At 70.1% G+C, this 19,130-nt stretch carries 18 protein-coding genes and 1 other annotated feature; of the genes, 7 read left to right on the plus strand and 11 right to left on the minus strand.

Going from position 1 to position 19,130, the window contains the following annotated elements:
• Nucleotide 1: 1 nt before the first annotated feature.
• The 3 genes from lepA to WYO_RS09220 all read right to left on the minus strand — a co-directional run bounded on the left by lepA (nucleotide 2) and on the right by WYO_RS09220 (nucleotide 3,045).
• Complete coding sequence (gene lepA, locus WYO_RS09210; RefSeq protein WP_007561536.1) at nucleotides 2–1,804, minus strand: translation elongation factor 4; 1,803 nt, start codon at nucleotides 1,802–1,804, stop codon at nucleotides 2–4.
• A gap of 200 nt (nucleotides 1,805–2,004) precedes the next feature.
• Nucleotides 2,005–2,241 carry a hypothetical protein gene (locus WYO_RS09215; protein ID WP_007561538.1) on the minus strand — a complete coding sequence of 79 codons (237 nt, stop codon included), beginning with the start codon at nucleotides 2,239–2,241 and terminating at the stop codon, nucleotides 2,005–2,007.
• A gap of 21 nt (nucleotides 2,242–2,262) precedes the next feature.
• Complete coding sequence (locus tag WYO_RS09220; RefSeq protein ID WP_244424119.1) at nucleotides 2,263–3,045, minus strand: DUF2470 domain-containing protein; 783 nt, start codon at nucleotides 3,043–3,045, stop codon at nucleotides 2,263–2,265.
• A gap of 298 nt (nucleotides 3,046–3,343) precedes the next feature.
• Here WYO_RS09220 and WYO_RS09225 point away from each other — a divergent pair, with 298 nt between their 5' ends.
• The 4 genes from WYO_RS09225 (at nucleotide 3,344) to WYO_RS09240 (ending at nucleotide 6,889) form a co-directional block, all read left to right on the plus strand.
• Nucleotides 3,344–4,054: a response regulator transcription factor gene (locus WYO_RS09225; RefSeq protein ID WP_007561543.1), complete on the plus strand. Its 711-nt coding sequence runs from the start codon at nucleotides 3,344–3,346 to the stop codon at nucleotides 4,052–4,054.
• Nucleotides 4,055–4,070: 16 nt separating this feature from the next.
• Nucleotides 4,071–5,873, plus strand: a complete 1,803-nt coding sequence (locus WYO_RS09230) for a sensor histidine kinase (protein ID WP_007561545.1) — start codon at nucleotides 4,071–4,073, stop codon at nucleotides 5,871–5,873.
• Nucleotides 5,873–6,313 (plus strand): aldolase, encoded by a 441-nt coding sequence (locus WYO_RS09235; RefSeq protein ID WP_007561547.1) that lies wholly within the window; start codon nucleotides 5,873–5,875, stop codon nucleotides 6,311–6,313. Before WYO_RS09230 ends, WYO_RS09235 begins: the two co-directional genes overlap by 1 nt.
• Before the next feature lie 174 nt (nucleotides 6,314–6,487).
• Nucleotides 6,488–6,889, plus strand: a complete 402-nt coding sequence (locus tag WYO_RS09240; protein ID WP_007561549.1) for a PTS sugar transporter subunit IIA — start codon at nucleotides 6,488–6,490, stop codon at nucleotides 6,887–6,889.
• A gap of 6 nt (nucleotides 6,890–6,895) precedes the next feature.
• Here WYO_RS09240 and WYO_RS09245 read toward each other — a convergent pair whose 3' ends face one another.
• The 7 genes from WYO_RS09245 to WYO_RS09275 form a co-directional block, all read right to left on the minus strand.
• Nucleotides 6,896–7,720, minus strand: a complete 825-nt coding sequence (locus WYO_RS09245; protein ID WP_128754973.1) for a DMT family transporter — start codon at nucleotides 7,718–7,720, stop codon at nucleotides 6,896–6,898.
• 62 nt (nucleotides 7,721–7,782) lie between these two features.
• On the minus strand, nucleotides 7,783–9,096 hold the full coding sequence (gene hslU / locus WYO_RS09250) for an ATP-dependent protease ATPase subunit HslU (protein WP_007561552.1): 1,314 nt from the start codon (nucleotides 9,094–9,096) through the stop codon (nucleotides 7,783–7,785).
• 116 nt (nucleotides 9,097–9,212) lie between these two features.
• Entirely contained in the window at nucleotides 9,213–10,709 is a 1,497-nt protein-coding gene (locus tag WYO_RS09255) for a SulP family inorganic anion transporter (protein WP_007561553.1), read from the minus strand.
• A 63-nt stretch (nucleotides 10,710–10,772) separates the two neighbouring features.
• Nucleotides 10,773–10,828: a sequence feature (sul1 is cis-regulatory element that is thought to sense ions involved in sulfur or methionine metabolism; They are found in Alphaproteobacteria), on the minus strand.
• A gap of 52 nt (nucleotides 10,829–10,880) precedes the next feature.
• On the minus strand, nucleotides 10,881–12,551 hold the full coding sequence (locus WYO_RS09260) for a HAMP domain-containing methyl-accepting chemotaxis protein (protein WP_007561554.1): 1,671 nt from the start codon (nucleotides 12,549–12,551) through the stop codon (nucleotides 10,881–10,883).
• Nucleotides 12,552–12,658: 107 nt separating this feature from the next.
• Nucleotides 12,659–13,189 (minus strand): ATP-dependent protease subunit HslV, encoded by a 531-nt coding sequence (hslV, locus tag WYO_RS09265; protein ID WP_039902562.1) that lies wholly within the window; start codon nucleotides 13,187–13,189, stop codon nucleotides 12,659–12,661.
• 112 nt (nucleotides 13,190–13,301) lie between these two features.
• On the minus strand, nucleotides 13,302–14,036 hold the full coding sequence (locus tag WYO_RS09270; RefSeq protein WP_128754974.1) for a GDSL-type esterase/lipase family protein: 735 nt from the start codon (nucleotides 14,034–14,036) through the stop codon (nucleotides 13,302–13,304).
• Between the two features lie 253 nt (nucleotides 14,037–14,289).
• Nucleotides 14,290–14,739 carry a hypothetical protein gene (locus tag WYO_RS09275; protein ID WP_007561557.1) on the minus strand — a complete coding sequence of 150 codons (450 nt, stop codon included), beginning with the start codon at nucleotides 14,737–14,739 and terminating at the stop codon, nucleotides 14,290–14,292.
• A gap of 339 nt (nucleotides 14,740–15,078) precedes the next feature.
• Between WYO_RS09275 and WYO_RS09280 the strand changes: the two genes are divergently transcribed.
• The 3 genes from WYO_RS09280 to WYO_RS09290 all read left to right on the plus strand — a co-directional run bounded on the left by WYO_RS09280 (nucleotide 15,079) and on the right by WYO_RS09290 (nucleotide 16,986).
• Nucleotides 15,079–16,305 carry an MSMEG_0565 family glycosyltransferase gene (locus WYO_RS09280; protein WP_007561558.1) on the plus strand — a complete coding sequence of 409 codons (1,227 nt, stop codon included), beginning with the start codon at nucleotides 15,079–15,081 and terminating at the stop codon, nucleotides 16,303–16,305.
• A complete protein-coding gene (locus WYO_RS09285) occupies nucleotides 16,298–16,576 on the plus strand; it encodes an MSMEG_0570 family nitrogen starvation response protein (protein ID WP_007561559.1) in 279 nt (92 codons plus the stop codon). The genes WYO_RS09280 and WYO_RS09285 overlap by 8 nt, the downstream gene beginning before the upstream one ends.
• 110 nt (nucleotides 16,577–16,686) lie before the next feature.
• Entirely contained in the window at nucleotides 16,687–16,986 is a 300-nt protein-coding gene (locus tag WYO_RS09290; RefSeq protein ID WP_007561560.1) for a hypothetical protein, read from the plus strand.
• Nucleotides 16,987–17,002: 16 nt separating this feature from the next.
• On the opposite strand, the gene selB is transcribed toward WYO_RS09290, so the two are convergent.
• The gene (gene selB / locus WYO_RS09295; protein WP_244424121.1) at nucleotides 17,003–18,916 is read right to left on the minus strand and encodes a selenocysteine-specific translation elongation factor; all 1,914 of its coding nucleotides are present in this window, start codon (nucleotides 18,914–18,916) and stop codon (nucleotides 17,003–17,005) included.
• Nucleotides 18,917–19,130: the final 214 nt, after the last annotated feature.

The raw sequence follows: 19,130 nt of genomic DNA on the forward strand, positions 1-19,130 counted from the left end.
CTCAATCATCCATCTTCAACGCCGCGATGAACGCCTCCTGCGGGATCTCCACGCGCCCAAACTGGCGCATCTTCTTCTTGCCTTCCTTCTGCTTGTCCAACAGCTTGCGCTTGCGCGAGATGTCGCCGCCGTAGCATTTGGCGGTGACGTCCTTGGACAGGGCCTTGATCGTCTCGCGGGCGATGATCTTGCCGCCGATCGCCGCCTGGACCGGGATCTGGAACAGGTGGCGGGGGATCAGGTCCTTCAGCTTCTCGCACATGGCCCGGCCGCGCGATTCGGCGCGGGTGCGGTGGACCAGCATCGAGAGGGCGTCCACCGGCTCGGCGTTGACCAGCAGCGACATCTTCACGAGGTCGCCCTCGCGGTAGTCGGAGACGTGGTAGTCGAAGGAAGCGTAGCCCTTCGAGATCGATTTCAGCCGGTCGTAGAAATCGAACACGACCTCGTTCAGCGGCAGGTCGTAGACCACCATGGCGCGCTTGCCGACGTAGTTGAGGTCGATCTGGACGCCGCGGCGGTCCTGGCAGAGCTTGAGCACGCCGCCGAGATACTCGTCGGGGGTCAGGATCGTGGCGCGGATCCAGGGCTCCTCGATCAGCTCGATCTTCATCACGTCCGGCATGTCGGCCGGGTTGTGCAACTCCTTGACGGTGCCGTCGCGCATCTTCAGCCGGTAGACCACCGAGGGCGCGGTGGAGATCAGGTCGAGGTTGAACTCGCGCTCCAGCCGCTCCTGGATGATCTCCAGGTGGAGAAGGCCGAGGAAGCCGCAGCGGAAGCCGAAGCCCAGCGCGGCCGAGCTTTCCATCTCGTAGGAGAACGACGCGTCGTTGAGCCGGAGCCGGCCCATGGCCGAGCGCAGGTTCTCGAACTCGGCGGCGTCCACCGGGAACAGGCCGCAGAACACGACCGCCTGGACCTCCTTGAAGCCCGGCAGCATCGAGCTGGTCTGGCGCTTGTCCTCGGTGATCGTGTCGCCGACGCGGGTATCGGCGACCTCCTTGATCGAGCCGGTGAAGAAGCCGACCTCGCCCGGGCCGAGTTCGCCGATCTCGGCCATCTTCGGCCGGAACACACCGATCCGGTCGACACCGTGGACCGCGTCGGCGCCCATCATCCGGATGGTCATGCCCTTCTTGAGCACGCCGTCGATGATGCGCACGAGCACGACGACGCCGAGATAGGCGTCGTACCAGCTGTCTACCAGCAGGGCCTTGAGCGGCGCGCTCCGGTCGCCCTTGGGCGGCGGCAGGCGGGTGACGATCGCCTCGAGCACCGCCTCGATGTTGAGGCCGGTCTTGGCCGAGATCGGCACCGCGTTGGAGGCGTCGAGGCCGATCACCTCCTCGATCTGCTCCTTCACCCGGTCGGGCTCGGCGGCCGGCAGGTCGACCTTGTTGAGGACCGGGACGATCTCGTGGTTGGCGTCGAGCGCCTGGTAGACGTTGGCGAGCGTCTGCGCCTCGACCCCCTGGGAGGCGTCCACCACCAGCAGAGAGCCCTCGCAGGCGGCGAGCGAGCGCGACACCTCGTAGGCGAAATCCACGTGGCCGGGCGTGTCCATCAGGTTGAGGACGTAATCCTTGCCGTCCTCGGCCCGGTATTCCAGGCGCACGGTCTGCGCCTTGATGGTGATGCCGCGCTCCTTCTCGATATCCATCGAGTCGAGCATCTGCTCGCTCATGTCGCGCAGGGCCACGGTGCCGGTGGCCTGGATCAGCCGGTCCGCCAGGGTCGATTTGCCGTGGTCGATATGCGCGACGATCGAGAAGTTGCGGATGTTGTCGATCGGGGTTGTCATCGGCATTCCGTTCGGGCGCGCGACGGCGCGCACCGTCTGACGTCTGGGCGTGTTCGGATAGGTCGGCTCACGCGCGAGATAGCAGCGCCGCGGGAACGCGCCAAGCGGCGGGCCGGCGCGGCACGTTCAGGCCGGAACGCGCATGCGGCGGGAGCCGGCGCGATCCGGCCCCCGCCGTCTCATTCGATCGGGTCAGGCGATCAGCGACCGCGGTCGCGGATCAGGCGCTCGATCTCGGCCTCGCCATGGGTCCGAGCCTTCGACTCGGTCGGGTGCTTCCGGTCGGAGCGCTGATGCAGCTTGCCGTGCTTGCGGATGCTCCACTGGAACATCGAGCCGCTCTCGCCGACCGGCTGCACATCGAGGCTGAATGGGTAGGTGTCTGTCTGTGTGTCGCTCATCGCGCGGATATGGTGCAGCACACCGCGCTTCGCCATGCCTCAGGGCGATCTCGGGCGTTACGCTTCGGCCGTTCCGACACCCCCGCGTGCCTGCGCCGCCATCGCGACGAGGCTCTTGCGCAGGCCGCCCATATCGGTGACCCGTTCCGGATAGACCACCCGCGCGGTGCGCTCGCCTGCGATCAGGTCCATGCCTTCCGGATCGAGCCCGGTCAGGTGCCAGGGCAGCCCGGCCTCCGCACCGGCCGCGGCCGCGTAGAGTGCCAGCGCGTCGGCATGGTCGGCATTCATGTGCTCGACCGCGCCGCGCTCGCCGGCGACGATGGCTTCGGCCCCGCTCAGGTCGAGGAGCAGCTCCGCGCGGGTCAGCGTCGCGGCCTTCGCGAAACCGCCATTGAGATGGCCGGCCTTCGGATCCAACGCGAAGAACCCGAAATCCGGGAAGTCGGCATAGAGCTTTGCCTTCGGATGGCGCGCCAGGAATCGCTCCCGCGCGCGCGGCTCGGCGGTCTGGACGGCGCTTCCGACCACGGTGAGCCGGGGATGCGCCAGCGGATCGCCCTTGCCGCCCTGCGAGAACAGCAGCGAGCAGCGTGGGTCGGCCAGCAGGTTGCGGGTATGCGCCGAGAGCCGCGACAGCAGCATCAGCGGCGTGCCGTCCTGGTCGGTTGCGATGGTGACCAGGGAGGCGAAGGGCGTCCCCTCGGGGTCGAGCGTCGCCAGCGCGCCGGAGCGGATGCTCCGCAGCAGCATCCGGGACAACCCGATGGCGTCGAACGGCGCGTCCGCGGCGGGAAGCGGGCGGGCCGGCTCGCGCTGTTCCGACGCACCTGTGCTCACATCCGCCATGGAATCCCCCGGGTTTCGAACCGCCGCCACAATCGGGCGCCATGGTAGCGATGCCTTAGCCGGCGCACGAGCGCCGCGGCCCGCGTCAGATCGGCCTTTATGGCCAAGCTATGACCGCCGCTCGCTTTTTCCGATCGACCGTACTAAAGCACCTGTCCCGTTGCGCGAACCGGGCGGCGCCGAAACCGGCCCGGTTCGCACTTCCGCCTGCCCCTCGGGGGCCGGGATGAAGCGCGGCCCGTGCGAAGAGCCGGGACCGCGCTTGAGCCCGTTCAGTCAGGGACCGCGCATGCCAACCATCGCCCTCGTCGACGACGACCGGAATATTCTGACCTCCGTGTCGATCGCGCTTGAGACCGAAGGCTACCGCATCCAGACCTATACCGACGGCGCCTCCGCCCTCGACGGTCTGCGGCATTCCCCGCCGGACCTCGCGATCTTCGACATCAAGATGCCGCGTATGGACGGGATGGAGCTTCTCCGACGCCTGCGGCAGAAATCCGACCTTCCGGTGATCTTTCTGACCTCGAAGGACGAGGAGATCGACGAATTGTTCGGTCTCAAGATGGGCGCGGACGACTTCATCCATAAGCCGTTCTCGCAGCGCCTGCTGGTGGAGCGGGTCAAGGCGGTGCTCCGGCGCTTCGCCAAGGAGGCCCCCGGCTCGACCCCGCGGGGCGAGGCCGAGGTCGCGGCCCGCTCGCTCGAGCGGGGCTCGCTGATGATGGATCCCGAACGCCATACCTGCACCTGGAAGGGCGAGCCCGTGACCCTGACCGTCACGGAATTCCTGATCCTCCAGGCGCTCGCCCACCGCCCCGGCGTCGTGAAGAGCCGCAACGCCCTAATGGATGCGGCCTACGACGATCAGGTCTATGTCGACGACCGCACCATCGACAGCCACATCAAGCGCCTGCGCAAGAAGTTCAAAGTGACCGACCAGAGCTTCGACATGATCGAGACGCTGTACGGCGTCGGCTACCGGTTCAAGGAGGCGTGATCCAAGGATCCGCTCCGTGACCGGCCGTACCCCCGCCCAGGCCGAGGACGCTGAGCCTCGCGGCTCGCTCACCCAGCTCCTCTCCCGACCGTTGACCTGGCCGCGCGCCCTCTGGGACGCGGTGGGCCAGCGCGCGTCGTCGAGCCTGACGCGCCGCATCGTCGTGCTCAACCTCGTCGGGCTGATCGCCCTGCTCGTCGGCTTCCTCTACCTGAACCAGTTCCGGCAGGGCCTGATCCAGGCCCGGATCCAGAGCCTGGCGATCCAGGGCGAGATCATCGCCGGCGCCATCGCGGCCTCCGCCTCGGTCGATACGGACACGATCCAGATCGATCCCGACAAGCTGCTCCAGCAGCAGGCCGGCGAGGCCGCCGAGGAAGAATCGCAGCCGCTCGCCTTCTCGCTCAACCCCGAGAAGGTGGCGCCGCTGCTCTCGCGCCTGGTGACCCCCACCGGCAACCGCGCCCGGGTCTACGACCAGGAAGGCGGCCTGCTGTTCGACACCCGGACCCTGTTCAAGCGCGGCGATGCCGGCCGCGGTGATCCGATCGCCGCCAAGCCGCACAAGGCCGGCATGCTCGAATCCGCCTTCCAGGCGGTGCAGACGAAGCTGAGTGCCCTGTTCGGCAGCCGCTCCGCCCAGCCCGAGGAGACCGGGCCGGTGAACGGCCACTCGCTGCGCGAGGTCCAGGCGGCGCTCAACGGCAATCGCGGCAGCCTGGTCCGCCGCAACGCGCTGGGCGAGACCACCGTCTCGGTGGCGGTGCCGATCCATCGCGCCGGCTCGGTGCGCGGCGCGCTGCTGATCTCGACGCAGGGCGATGCCATCGACCGGGTCATCGCGTCCGAGCGGTTCGGCCTGCTCCAGGTGTTCCTGGTCGCCTCGGCCGTGATGGTGGTGCTCTCCGCGCTGCTCGCTGGCGCCATCGCGGGCCCGGTGCGCCGTCTCGCGGAGGCCGCCGAAAAGGTGCGGATGGGGATCAAGACCCGGGAAGAGATCCCGGACTTCACCCAGCGCACCGACGAGATTGGCCATCTGTCCGGGGCGCTCCGGGACATGACCCAGGCGCTCTACCGGCGCATCGACGCGATCGAGAGCTTCGCCGCGGATGTGAGCCACGAGTTGAAGAACCCGCTGACCTCGCTGCGCAGCGCGGTCGAGACCCTGCCGCTGGCGAAGTCGGACGATTCGCGCGGTCGGCTGATGGCGATCATTCAGCACGACGTGAAGCGCCTCGACCGGCTGATCAGCGACATCGCCGATGCCTCGCGGCTCGACGCGGAACTCGCCCGGGCCGAGGCGCGCCGGGTCGACCTGAAGAAGCTGCTGACCACGGTGGTCTCGGTGGCGAACGAGCGCCGCCGGCCGAAGGATTGCCTGATCCAGCTCGACGTCGAGGGGATCGCGGACCAGGATGCGCCGTTCACGGTGATCGGCCACGACAGCCGGCTGGGGCAGGTGGTCAACAACCTGCTGGACAATGCCCGGTCGTTCTCGCCCACCGACGCCAAGGTGCGGGTCGCCTTGCGCCGGGTCCGTGGCGAGGTCGAGATGGTCTGCGAGGACGAGGGGCCGGGCATCCCGGAGCACGCCCTGGAGCGAATCTTCGAGCGCTTCTATACCGACCGGCCCGAGCAGGGCTTCGGACAGAATTCGGGCCTCGGCCTGTCGATCTCCCGGCAGATCGTCCAGGCCCATCGCGGCACGATCCGCGCCGAGAACCGCCCCGGCGCCCCCGACGAGGACGGCGAGCCCACGGTGCGCGGCGCCCGCTTCACGGTCCGCCTTCCCGCAGCGCCGCGCCAGCTCCACGCCTGATGCCGAGCCTTCACGCCGCCTGCGTCGCCCTGGGCGATGCCGGCATCCTGATTCGGGGCCCGTCCGGCTCGGGCAAGTCGAGCCTCGCGGTGCTCCTCGCCGCCGAGCCGGACGGAGCGCTCGTCGCGGATGACCGGGTGATCTGCGAACGGCACGCCGATTCGCTGCTCGCTCGACCTCACGAGACCTTGGCGGGCCGGGTCGAGATCCGTGGTCAGGGCATCCTTTCCGCCGCCGATCTCGGCCTCAGGCTCCGTCCGGACACGGTCCTGAATCTCGTGGCCGATCTGGTCACGGACGCGCCGCGCCTGCCGGAACCACCGGAGGACGCCGGAATCCTCGGCCTTCGGCTGCCCCGCCTGGTGCTTGATCGAGGGGTGCGGCGGGCCGGATTAGCAACGTTGCTGATTCGTGCGGCATTGCGAAAGGGCAAGCCGTGACTTCGCAGCCGCACAGGCCGTTGATTCGCGTCACGGTGGTGAGACCCCATAGCGCGCGCCGAGCCCGCATGGCATGATCGCGGTAATGTCCGAGCAAAAACGTCGCGATCGCCTTGTTGGGACCTGTGCATTGCACAACATGGCGGCAGACAGAGGACGTTGGAACACGTGTCGATGATTGGCATGGTGCTCGTCACTCACGGGCTATTGGCGACCGAATTCAAGGCCGCCCTGGAGCACGTGGTCGGCCCTCAGGATCAGATCGAGACGATCACGATCGGGCCGGAAGACGATATGGAATTGCGACGGCGGGACATCATGTCCGCGGTCTGTCGCGTGAACACCGGTGACGGTGTGGTGGTGCTGACCGACATGTTCGGCGGCACGCCCTCGAACCTTGCGCTGTCGTGTATGAACGGCGGCTCGGTCGAGGTGGTGGCGGGGATCAACCTGCCGATGCTGATCAAGCTGGCGAGCGTCCGCGACGAGGAGAATCTCGGCGACGCCGTCCTTCACGCCCAGGAAGCCGGCCGCAAATACATCAACGTCGCTTCGCGCGTTCTCGCCGGCAAATAACGTTTCTCAGACCTCCTCGATCACCCGTTCCTGCGCCGGCCTGCGGCTGGTGGCCGTGATGCCCGCGGAGGCGGCGATCACCAGCCCGATGGCGAGCCATTGGACGGCGCCGAGCCGCTCGCCCAGCAGGGCGAAGCCCGCGCAGGCCGCGACCGCCGGCTCCAGGCTCATCAGCACGCCGAAACTCTTCCGGTCGAGGCGGCGCAGGGCGAACATCTCCAGCGAGTAGGGCAGGGCGCTCGACAGGAGCGCCACGAGGAGGCCGGCCATCAGGACGCCCGGGGCCAGCAGGGCCGCGCCGGCCTCGGCCAGGCCGAACGGCGCCGCCACGAGGGCGGCCACCAGCATCCCCAGCGACACCGCCTGTCCGCCGTCGATCCGGCCGGCGCGCTGACCGAACAGGATGTAGAGCGCCCAGGCCAGGGCCGCCCCGAGGGCGAGAGCGACGCCGAGCGGGTCCAGCGGGCTCGTGGGCGCGATGGGCAGGAGCAACCCGAGCCCGGCCACCGCGACGCCGATCCACAGGAAGTCCGTGGTGCGGCGCGACGCGATCAGCGCGATGGCGAGCGGCCCGGCGAACTCGATCGCCACGGCCGGCCCCAGCGGCAGCCGCGCGATCGCCAGGTAGAACAGCAGGTTCATCACCCCCAGGGTGATCCCGTAGAGCGCGATCCACCCCGCCTCGCGCCGCGCCAGGCTCCGCCGCCACGGGCGCCAGACGGCGATCAGGATCAGCGCCGAGAAACCCACCCGCAGGGCCGACGTCCCGGCCGCGCCGACGACCGGGAACAGGTTCTTCGCGATGGTCGCGCCGTATTGCAGCGAGATCATGCCGGTCACCAGCGCGGCGACCGGGAGGAGGACCGAAACGGGCCCTCGCTCCGGGAGGGTGGTCACAGAATGAACCGGCTCAGATCCGCGTTGGCCGCCAGATCCTCGACCCGAGCCCGGACATAGGCGGCGTCGATCGGCACCGTCTCGCCGGAGCGGTCGGTCGCCGTGAACGAGATCTCGTCAATCACCCGCTCCAGCACGGTCTGAAGGCGGCGGGCGCCGATATTCTCCACGGAAGAGTTCACCTCGACGGCAACGCGGGCGAGCGCGTCCACGGCGTCGTCCGTGAAGGTCAGGGTCACGCCCTCGGTCTCCATCAGGGCGACGGTCTGCTTGAGCAGGCTGGCCTCGGTAGAGGTCAGGATCTGGCGGAAATCGTCCACCGTCAGCGGCTGCAGCTCGACGCGGATCGGCAGGCGGCCCTGGAGCTCGGGGAGCAGGTCGGAGGGCTTCGAGACGTGGAAGGCGCCCGAGGCGATGAACAGCACGTGGTCGGTCTTCACCGGGCCGTGCTTGGTCGCCACCGTCGTGCCCTCGATCAGCGGCAGCAGGTCGCGCTGCACACCCTCGCGGGAGACGTCGCCTGAGGAGCGGCCCTCGCGGGCGCAGATCTTGTCGATCTCGTCGAGGAAGACGATGCCGTTGTTCTCGACCTCGCGGATCGCCTCGCGAATCAGGGCGTCGTCGTCGACCAGCTTGTCGGATTCCTCGGCGAGCAGCGGCGCATAGGCGTCCCGGACCAGGATCCGGCGGGGCTTGCCGCGCTGGCCGCCCAGCGCCTTGCCGAGCACGTCGCCGATATTGATCGCCCCCATGGAGGCGCCTGGCATGCCGGGAATCTCGAACATCGGCAGGCCGGCGGGGGCGCCGGAGGCCAGTTCCAGCTCGACCTCCTTGTCGTCGAGCTCGCTGTCGCGCAGCTTCCGGCGGAAGCTGTCGCGGGTCGCCTGGCTGGCGGTGGGCCCGACCAGGGCGTCGAGGATCCGGTTCTCGGCGGCCGCCTCGGCCTTGGCCTTCACGGCGTCCCGCTTCACCTGCCGGGTCAGGCCGATCGCCACCTCCACGAGGTCGCGCACGATCTGCTCCACGTCGCGGCCGACATAGCCGACCTCGGTGAACTTGGTCGCCTCGATCTTCAGGAACGGGGCGTTGGCAAGCCGCGCGAGGCGCCGGGCGATCTCGGTCTTGCCGCAGCCGGTCGGCCCGATCATCAGGATGTTCTTGGGCGCCACCTCCTCGCGGAGCGGGCCGGTGAGCTGCTGGCGGCGCCAGCGGTTGCGCAGGGCGATCGCGACGGCGCGCTTGGCGTCCTGCTGTCCGACGATGAAGCGATCGAGTTCGGACACGATCTCGCGCGGAGAGAACGTCGTCACCGCTGGGCCATCCTGTTTTTCCCGGCCCGACGAAACCACGGGCCCAGGCCGGGAATGGGGTCGCGGCGCGCGCGACGCAAGAGGCGGCGCGCGGCCGCAGGGGCCAGCTTACCGGCTCAGTGTCCCGCCGGCGACGCCGCGGCGCCGGGCTTGTCGTGCGTTCCGAATCGCTCGACCAGCGTCGCGCTGGCGGCGTTCAGGCCGACGACCTCGACGATCCGCCCGCGGCCGCGCGCCTTCAGCACGACGCGGTCGAGGGCGGCGACCGCCGAGATGTCCCAGAAATGCGCGTCCTGCACATCGATGACGAGGCGATCCACAGGCTCCAGCACGTCGATCGCCTCCGAGAAGGTGCCGGCCGAGGCGAAGAACACCTGCCCGGTGACCCGGTAGGTCCGGGTCCGGCCATCCTCCGAGAGCGTCGCGGTGACCTGGCTGAGCCTCGACACCTTGCCGGCGAAGAACACGCCGGACAGGAGCACGCCGGCCAGGACGCCCTGCGCCAGGTCCTTGGTGGCGACCACAACCAGCACGGTCGCCAGCATCACCGCCGAGGAGGGCAGGGGGTTGGTGCGCAGCTGCGCCAGGGACCGCCAGGAGAAGGTGTTGAGCGAGACCATGATCATCACCGCCGTCAGCGCCGCGACCGGCACCACGGCCAGCAGGTCCTGCAGCGCCACGAGGAGCAGCAGCAGGAAGGCCCCCGCGACCAGCGTCGACAGCCGGCCCCGCGCCCCCGAGGAGACGTTGATGACCGACTGCCCGATCATCGCGCAGCCGCCCATGCCGCCGAACACGGCCGACGCCATGTTGGCGACGCCCTGGCCCATGCATTCGCGGTTCTTGTCGCTGCCGGTATCGGTCAGGTCGTCGACGATCTGCGCGGTAAGCAGGCTCTCCAGCAGGCCGACGGCGGCGAGCGTCGCCGCGTAGGGCAGCAGGATCCGCAGGGTCTCGAAGGTGAAGGGAACGTCCGGCAGGGCGAAGCTCGGCAGCGTCGAGGGCAGGGCGCCCAGATGCGAGACCGTGCGGACGTCGAGGTGGAAGATCGCCGTCACCGCGGTCAGGACCGCGATCGCCACCAGGGGCGAGGGCACCGCCCGGGTGATCCGCGGGACGCCGTAGATGATCGCTAGCCCCAGGGCGATCAGCCCGTAGGTTGCCGGCGTGACGCCCGTGAGCTCGGGCAGCTGGGCGAGAAAGATCAGGATCGCCAATGCGTTGACGAAGCCGGTCATCACCGATTGCGAGACGAACCGCATCAGCCGGCCGAGCTTGAGCAGGCCGGCCAGGATCTGGATCACGCCCATCAGGATGGTGGCGGCGAACAGGTACTGGACGCCGTGCTCGCGGACGAGGTCGATCATCACCACCGCGGTGGCGGCGGTGGCGGCCGAGATCATGGCCGGGCGCCCGCCCGCGAAGGCGATCGTGCAGGCGATGACCACCGAGGCGTAGAGCCCGACCTTGGGATCGACCCCGGCGATGACCGAGAAGCCGATCGCCTCCGGGATCAACGCCAGGGCGACGACGATGCCCGACAGGGTATCGCCGCGGATATTGGACACCCACGACCCGAGAGGGCCGCCGGTTCCGGTTGTGCTGCGTTGCATGTGATGAAAATCCGCACGAGACGCGCGTCCGCTCGATGGGCGGATCGTGTGGCGTCTCGGATGCGTGGTCCGGCGGATCGGCGGCCGGAAGAGCCACCCGGGCTTTCACCGGGTCCTTGCGAATGCCTCAGACCCTACGGGTCCTGGCATCGCGATGCAACATCGGCGGCGTCAGGCGGCCCGCACCTGGGCCACGAAGCCCGCGACCTCGCCGCCGAGCCCGTCGGACCGGCGGGCGATGTCGGCCGCCGCGTCGAGGACCTGGCCGGCGCTGGCCCCGGTCTCGTGGGCGGCCTCGAGCACCAGCGACATGGTCTCGGTCACCGCGCGGGTGCCGCTGGCCGCCTCAGCGACGCTGCGGGCGATCTCCTGCGTGGCGACCTGCTGCTGCTCCACGGCCGAGGCAACCCCGATCGCGATGCCGTGGACCTGCTCGATCGTGCCGCCGATCTCCTCGATCGCGGTGACCGCCTCGTGGGTCGCCGCGCGCATGGCGGCGATCTGCCCGGCGATCTCGTCGGTCGCCCGGGCGGTCTGGGTCGCCAGGGCCTTCACCTCGGTGGCGACCACCGCGAAACCGCGCCCGGCCTCGCCGGCGCGAGCTGCCTCGATGGTGGCATTGAGGGCCAGCAAGTTGGTCTGGCCGGCGATGGTCGAGATCAGCGACACGACCTGCCCGATGCCGTCGGCGGTGCGGGCGAGGGCCTGGACGCTCGACCGGGTCCGCCTCGTCGCCTCGACGGCGCCCGCCGCGGCCTCGGAGGTCTGCGAGACCTGGACGCCGATCTCGCTGGCGGTGGCGGCGAGCTCTTCCGTGGCGGCGGCCACCGCCTCGACATTGTGCGCCGTCGTCTCTGCGGCGCGGGTCACGGCCCGGGATTGCTGGTCGGTACGCTCGGCATTGCCGGCCATCGCGGCGGCGGCCCGCTCCATACCGGCGGCGGCGCTGGCGAGATGCCCGACCAGGCCGCCGATGCTGCCTTCGAACTGGTTGGCCAAGCCGACCATCTCGGCGCGCTTGCGGGTGGCCGCCTCGGTGCCGGTCCGCTCACGCTCCAGGCGCAGGGTCTCAGCCTCCCGCATCGTCCCAGCGAAGACCGCCATGCTCGTCCAGATCGCTCCGATCTCGTCGCGGCCGGCCTTGACCGCCGGGAGGGTCAGGTCGCCCCGCGATAGGCGCTGGATCGCCTCCGAGACCGCCCGCAGCGGCCGGGCGATCTGGCGTTGCCCCACGAGGAGCCCGAGGGCGGCGCAGGCGAGGGTGCCCAGGAAGGCGAGTCCGAGCAGGAGGCGGGTGCGCGCCGCGAACAGATCCTGCGTCTGCGCCTTCACGGTCGCCATCTCGTCGCGTCCGCGGCTCACCAGCGCGTCGATGCCGGCCTGGAACGCCTTGCGGTTGGCGCGGTTCGCGTCATTGAAGCCGAGATCCGCGGCGGCGCGCGGGCCGATCGTCTCGCCGGCCTGCGCAATCGCAGTCCGCATCGTCCGGTAGGCGTCGGCGTTGCGCGCCATGGCGTCGAAGAGTGGCCGCTCATCCTCGGTGACCAGCGGCGCCCAGGCGGCGCGGAGCGCGTCCATGTCGGCGAGGCCCTTGCGGACGCCGGCAGCGTACTTGGCGGCGTCGGTGGCGTCGGCGGCCGCGTAGACGCCGCGGGAATCCATCGTCACCTCGGCGGCGAGGCGGTTAAAATTGGCCGCGTAGAGCGCGCGGGTCGAGGCGCCCTCGACCTGCCCCAGCGAACGCTCGAAGCTCTGCAGCGTGGCGACGCTCACGCCGGCCACGACCAGCGTCGTGAGACTGCAGGCGCCCACGAAGGCCAGGAGTTTCCCGCCGATGTTCATTTTAGTTCCAGTCCGAGTATGCGCCGGCTGAAACTAAGCAGAATTGTTCAATACCGCGTTAAGCACTCCCGATCGCGGCTCACGCTCGAATCGGGGGCGGGAGGCGCTCAAGTCTGATCGAGCGCTTCGATCACCAGGTTCCCGTTGGTGTAGACGCAGATCTCGGCGGCGATCGCCATGGCCTTGCGCACGATCGCCTCGGCGTCGAGGTCGGTGTCCTCGAGGGCGCGGGCGGCCGCCAGGGCGTAGTTGCCGCCGGAGCCGATCGCCATCACGCCGCTCTCCGGCTCCAGAACGTCGCCCGAGCCGGACAGGAGCAGGCTGACCTCCTTGTCGGCCACGACCATCATCGCCTCGAGGCGGCGCAGGTAGCGGTCGGTGCGCCAATCCTTGGTGAGCTCGACGCAGGCCCGGGTGAGCTGGCCGGGATACTGCTCCAGCTTGGCCTCCAGCCGCTCGAACAGCGTGAAGGCGTCGGCGGTGGCGCCCGCGAAGCCGCCAATCACCGCGCCCTTGGCCAGGCGCCGAACCTTGCGGGCATTGCCCTTCACGATGGTCTGGCCGAGGCTCACCTGCCCGTCGCCGCCCACGACGACGCGGCCGCCCTTGCGGACCATCAGGATCGTGGTCGCGTGCATCTGGGGCACGGAGCCCCTGTCGTCGTACCTGAAGGCGTCGTGGCTCAAGGTTTCAGCTCCGATCTCGGTCCGGCCGAGATGGGGAGCTTTGCCGGCCGCGTCCAGCCGTCGGCTACTCGGCAACCGCCTCGACGGTGTGGACCGAGCCCGCATCGGTGAGGATCGAATCGGCCGCCGCCTGGGCGAGCAGGGCGTAGCCGCCATCGGCCATGTGGAGGCCGTCCGAGGCGAAGAGCTGCTTGGCGGTGAGTTTCCCTTCGCGGACCCAGCCATGCATCAAGTCGGCCCGGCGGATCACCGGCACGTCGAGCTCAGCCCCGATCGAGCGCACGGCGTCCCGGAACCGCGAGGAGCCGGGCGTCGAATCGAGCTTCGGGCACCATTGCGGCTCCATCAGCACCACGTCGATGCCGGCTTCGCGGATCCGACGGATGGCCGCGGCGGTGGCGTCGCGGAAATGGTCGAGCGAGACACCGCGCAGCGGGTCATTGCTGCCGGTCTGCCAGATGACGAGCTGCGGCTCGGCCGCGATCACGTCGCGGTCCAGGCGCTTGAGCATGTCGTCGACATGCTCGCCGCCGATGCCCCGGTTGATCACCGAGACATCCATGCCGCGCAGCTTCTTGCGCAGGTCGACCTGCAGGCGGGACGGGTAGGAATTGGCCGGGCTCGAGGCGCCGATGCCCTCCGTGGAGGACGAGCCGAAGGCCACGATCTTGAGCGGCGCGCCGATGGCGATCTGCCGGGCGACATGTGGCAGGTCGGGGCTCTCGCTCAGATCGATGCCGAGCAGGTCGAGTGAATCGGGCAGCAGATCCGCGTAGGCGAGCACCGCAGTGGGCACCATCAGCAGGCCGCACAGAATCAACACATCCCGAAGCCGCTTACGGCGCGGCTTGGCGGGACTGAAAGATGTCGGATTCTGGGACACGGGACCGATTGCTCCGCCGCTCGTTAACGACAGATACAATCTGACACAGGGACTTGAAAAGAGCGGTTCCGCCGGTCCCTTGAAGGCAAAGTGAATTCGTAACGCAAAATTAACAGCGGACGACCGCGCGGCCGGAACCGCGCGGCGTCATCGGTGGGCGGGTTCGGTTTTAGCCGGCCGGCGGGGACAGAACCATTTTGCCGACGAACGGCGCGTCCCGCTTGTTGTTCGCGGTGCAGCCGTAGCTGTGCTCGCCGGCATCGAGGGTGCGCAGCTTGAGCGTGCCGCGGCCATTGGCCTTCACGGTATAGCCCTTCTCGCTCATGACGTGGACGAGATCGCCGTCGGCGTGCAGCAGGTGGCCCTGCTCGAACTGGCCTTCCGCGGTGATCGTCACCGGCACGTTGGCCTGGCTGACGACCTGCAGCATCACGTTGGTGTTGGCCGGCAGGCGGATCTCGGCGGGCGCGCAGACCGGCTTGCCGTCCTGCAGGGTGATGGTCAGCTCGACCGGCGGCAGGGCGTCGCTCGACGGCTTGCCGAGTTGCGGGTTGTCGGCGGCGCCCGCCGAACCGGCGAGCAGCGTGGCCATGGCGGCGGCGATGAGGGTGTTGCGCAAGGCTGGGATTCTCCACCGTCTCCCGCGACTCGAGCATCGTCCCGAAAGGGGGTGTGCCCTCTTTCGGAGCAAGACGATGCCCTCGGTGCCCGGGTGTCTCCCCGGCAATGACGCCGCCGGACCACAGTTCCGGAGCGCGACGCCGTGGCTCAGACCGGGGGGGCGTCGTCGCGGGGACAGCGAAACCTGACGTTTTATTGCCGATGCCGCCGACCGGGACCGCGTTCGGCACGATCGATGCGTTGGGTCGGCACGGATCCCCGAGAGGGCGGCGGGGATCCTGGTCCGGGACGTCGAGCGCGATGTCCGAACCGGCTGCAGGCCTCGGTGAGCCGTCCCATGGTCGCCCGCTTGCGCATCGCAATCCTCACGCACTCGACCAATCCCCGCGGCGGCGTGGTCCATGCCCTGGCGCTCGGCGAGGCCCTGTGCGGCCTCGGCCACGAGGCGGTGGTCCACGCCCCCGATCCGACCGGCCGCGGTTTCTTCCGGGACGCACGCTGCCCGGTCGTGTCGGTGGCGGCCAAGCCGGTCGCCGAGCCGACCGTCGCGCTGGTCCGGTCCAGGATCGCCGACTACCTGTCGCATTTCTCGACCCCGGCAGCCTGCGATTTCGACGTCTTCCACGCCCATTGCGGGATCAGCGGCAACGCCCTCGCGACGCTGACCCGACGGCGGCTGATCCCCGGCTTCGTCCGCACGGTCCACCACATCGACACGCTTCCGGACCCGCAGCTCAGCCAGTGGCAGGACCGGGCCATCCTCGATGCCGGGCGGCTGCTCTGCGTCAGCCGGGCCTGGGCCGCCGCCATCGCGGCGGAATACGGCGCCCAGGCCGAGGTGGTCGGGAACGGCGTGGACGGAGCCGTCTATACGCCCGAGCCGGCCCCCGGCGATCCCGAGCTGCACGACCGTCTCGGCCTCGGGGCCGGACCGGTCTTCCTGAGCGTCGGCGGGTTCGAGGCCCGCAAGAACACGCTGGCGATCATCGAGGCCTTCGCGCGCCTGCGCGGCCGGATCCCCGACGCCCAGCTCGTCGTGGCCGGCGGCGTCTCGCTTCTCGACCATGCCGGCTACGAGGCCCGGTGCTGCGCCGCGCTGGAGCGCGAGGGTCTGGAAGTCGGCCCGGGCAAGCCGGTGATCCGGACCGGGCCGATCGCCCAGCGCGACATGCCCGGTCTCTACCGGATCGCCGACACCCTGGTCTTCCCCTCGCTGAGCGAGGGCAACGGGCTGTGCGTGCTGGAGGCGATGGCCTGCGGCACGCCGGTCATCGTGTCGGCGCGCCCGCCTTTCACCGAGTACCTCGCCCCCGAAGAGGTGCTCGCGGTCGAGCCCGACGAACCGGACGCCATCGCGGATGCGATGCAGGCGAGCCTGGACCCGTCCCGGCGCGTCCGCCTGCGGGTCGCCGGCTTCGAGGTCGCCCGCGCCCATGCCTGGGAGGCCTGCGCGGCCCGACATCTGCCGACCTACGCATCCCTGGTTCCGGGACCTGCGCCGGTGGCGGCGATCGCCACGGGATCCGGCGCCTGGAACACCACACGGATCCCCGGCGATGCCTGAGATGCGCTTCCACATCCGCTGGCCGGATGGCAGCCGCGAGGCCTGCTACTCGCCGTCCCTGGTGATCAAGGACCACCTCGCCGTCGGTCAGGATTACGCCCTCGACGAGTTTCTGGCGCTGACCCGCCTCGCCCTCGGCAGTGCCAGCGCGCGGGTGCAGGAGCGCTACGGCTTTCCCTGCGGACGGGCCGAGGCGCAGCTCGCCCGGATCGAGGAGAGCGCCCGACGCCAGGAGCCGGGCACCGTGCATGTCGAGGCGTTCGAGGAGTAAGGAGGCCGCCGCGCCCGGGCCTTGCCGGTCCGTGGCGAACCGACACAGCGCAAGTCCCGAATCCGGTGGCGTTGTCCTGACATGCACGCCGATCGAGCCAGGCAGACCCGATGATGATCCGGATCGCCGCGGCCGCCCTGATGGTCGCGGCTCCCGCCGCGGCGCAGACGCGCCCGTCGAGCACCACCATGACCTGTCGGCAGGCGGCCGGGCTGGTCCAGGCCCGTGGCGCGATCGTGCTCGGGACCGGCGGCCAGACCTATGACCGTTTCGTGCGGGACCGGTCGTTCTGCGAAATCACCGAGATCGCCCGCCGCGCCTTCCGGCCAACCCGGGACAGCCCAGCCTGCCTGATCGGATATACCTGCTACGAGCCCGGCATCGGCGACTGGCCGGGCGAGGGCTACTAGCCCCAGTATCGGCGCCTCAACGCCCGCCCGGCTCCAGATCGACGATCACCCGCCGGTCGCCGGTCCGGCGGCTGAAGCCGACGGCGTCGAGATGTTCGAGGAGCGGGATCGAGAATTTCCGTGAGATTCCCAGGGCGGCGCCGGCCTCCCGGGCCAGGAAGCCGGTCTCGGGGGTCGTGGCGTTCGGGAACGCCTCCGCGAGCCGCGTCCGGGCGACCGCCACCGCCTCCCGGTGGAACAGCACCGCCCGGCGCTGAACCCGGTCAATCGCGCGGATGACCGTTCCGGCCCCGACCAGATAGGTCAGCGCCTCGCGCCGGCGGACATCGCGGCCCACCGCCTCGCTCTCGTCGGGCGGGTTGAGGCCGGCCCGGCGGAACAGCTGCTCGAGCTTGCGCGCCGTGTCGCTCTCGTTGCGGGCCGGGTCGAAATCGGACCGGCGCCACAACGCGCCGGCCTGGACCGTGCCGCCGGTCGCGGCCAGGTCGCGCAGCACCAGTCCGGTCAGGGGCTCGGGAAGCGACAGGAGCTTGGCGAGGCGCTCGAGCGCGATGCCGTGCTCCATCGGGTTGTCCCGATGATGCCCGGACAGGGCCGCCAGCGCCGCGGTGCGCAGCGACGCGAAGGCCGGGGCCCCGATGAACCGGTCGCCGGCCTCCCGGGCGCCCGATGCGGCGAGCATCTGCCGAGCCCGCTCGAGGCCGGTGCCGGCCGCGCGGGCAAGGTCGGGCAGCGTCGCGCCGGCCGCACCGGCCTGGGCCAGGCGAACCGCCACGGCATCGGACGGCTTGCCCGTCGCCAGCGCGTTGAGGTCCGCGAGCACCCGGGCATCGTGCCGCCGCCGACGGCGGCTCGCCGGATAGAGCACCCGGCCGCCCGCCACCGTGGCGGGCGGCGAATCGAGACGCAGCACGAAGGGCTCGCGGGCCGGCACGGTGACCGGTTCGGCAAGGTGCAGCTGCGCCAGCGCGGTCGCGCCCGGTTCCAGCGCATCGCGGTCGAGGAGGCGCAGCCGGGCCTCGACCTCGGTGGTGCCGAACAGGAGCCGGCAGGCGCTCCCGCCCGCGAGCGGGGCATCCGCGCTCGACGCGGCGGTGAGCGCGACGTCGAGCCATTGCGACGGGGCGAGGAGGCCCGGCACCGTAAGCGCGTCGCCGCGCGCGATCTCGTCGAGGCCGACGCCGCGCAGTGCCACCGCGGTCCGCCGGCCGGGCTCGGCGCGCTCGACCGGGCGGCCGTGGATCTGGAGGCTGCGCACCACGGCGCTGCGGCCGCCGGGCACGATCTCCAGCGTGTCGCCGACCGCCAGCGTCCCCCGCCGCAGCGTGCCGGTCACCACCGTGCCGAAGCCCGGCCGGGTAAAGACCCGGTCGACCGGCAGGTAGGGGAACCCGTCATCGACCCGCGGCTCCGCCTCCGCCAGCAGGGCGGCGAGGGCCTGGGCGAGGTCCGGGATCCCGGCGCCGGTGAGGGTCGAGGTGGCGATCACCGGCGGCGCCTCGAGCCCGGCGCGGGCGGCGGCGGCGGCGATCTCGGCAGCGCGCGCCGTGATCGTGGCGGGGGTGGCGAGATCGGATTTCGTCAGCGCCAGCACGCCGCGGCGGACACCGATCAGCCGGGCGATCTCCAGATGCTCGACCGTCTGCGGCTTGATGCCTTCGTTGGCGTCGACCGCCAGCAGCACGGCGCTCATGCCGGTGGCGCCGGAGACCATGGCGCGGACGAATCGCTCGTGGCCGGGCAGGTCGACCAGGTCGATCTCGCCCTGCTCGGAGGCCAGCAGCGCGAAGCCGGGGACGATCGAGACGCCGCGGTCCCGCTCCTCCTTCAGCCGATCCGTCTCGACTCCCGTGAGCGCCCGGACCAGGGCCGTCTTGCCGTGATCCACATGCCCGATCACACCGACCAGAAGTGTCTTCAAGGGAGCCACCGACCCGACGATCTCCGCGGCGCAACCGTCCACGCGGGGCGCACCGCTCTCACAGTGAGGGATTCCGTCTACCTGGCACCGCGTCGCGCCGTTCGCCGCCGAACGGGCGGGGCCGAAGCACAGGAGGCAGATCAATTGTGGACAATCGGTTTTGCCACGGCCTCCCGATTTGGGAAAGCGCAAATTTGGAGCGCTTCAAGATCCGCACCCGGGC

Source organism: Methylobacterium sp. GXF4 (assembly GCF_000272495.1).
Classification (GTDB): domain Bacteria; phylum Pseudomonadota; class Alphaproteobacteria; order Rhizobiales; family Beijerinckiaceae; genus Methylobacterium; species Methylobacterium brachiatum.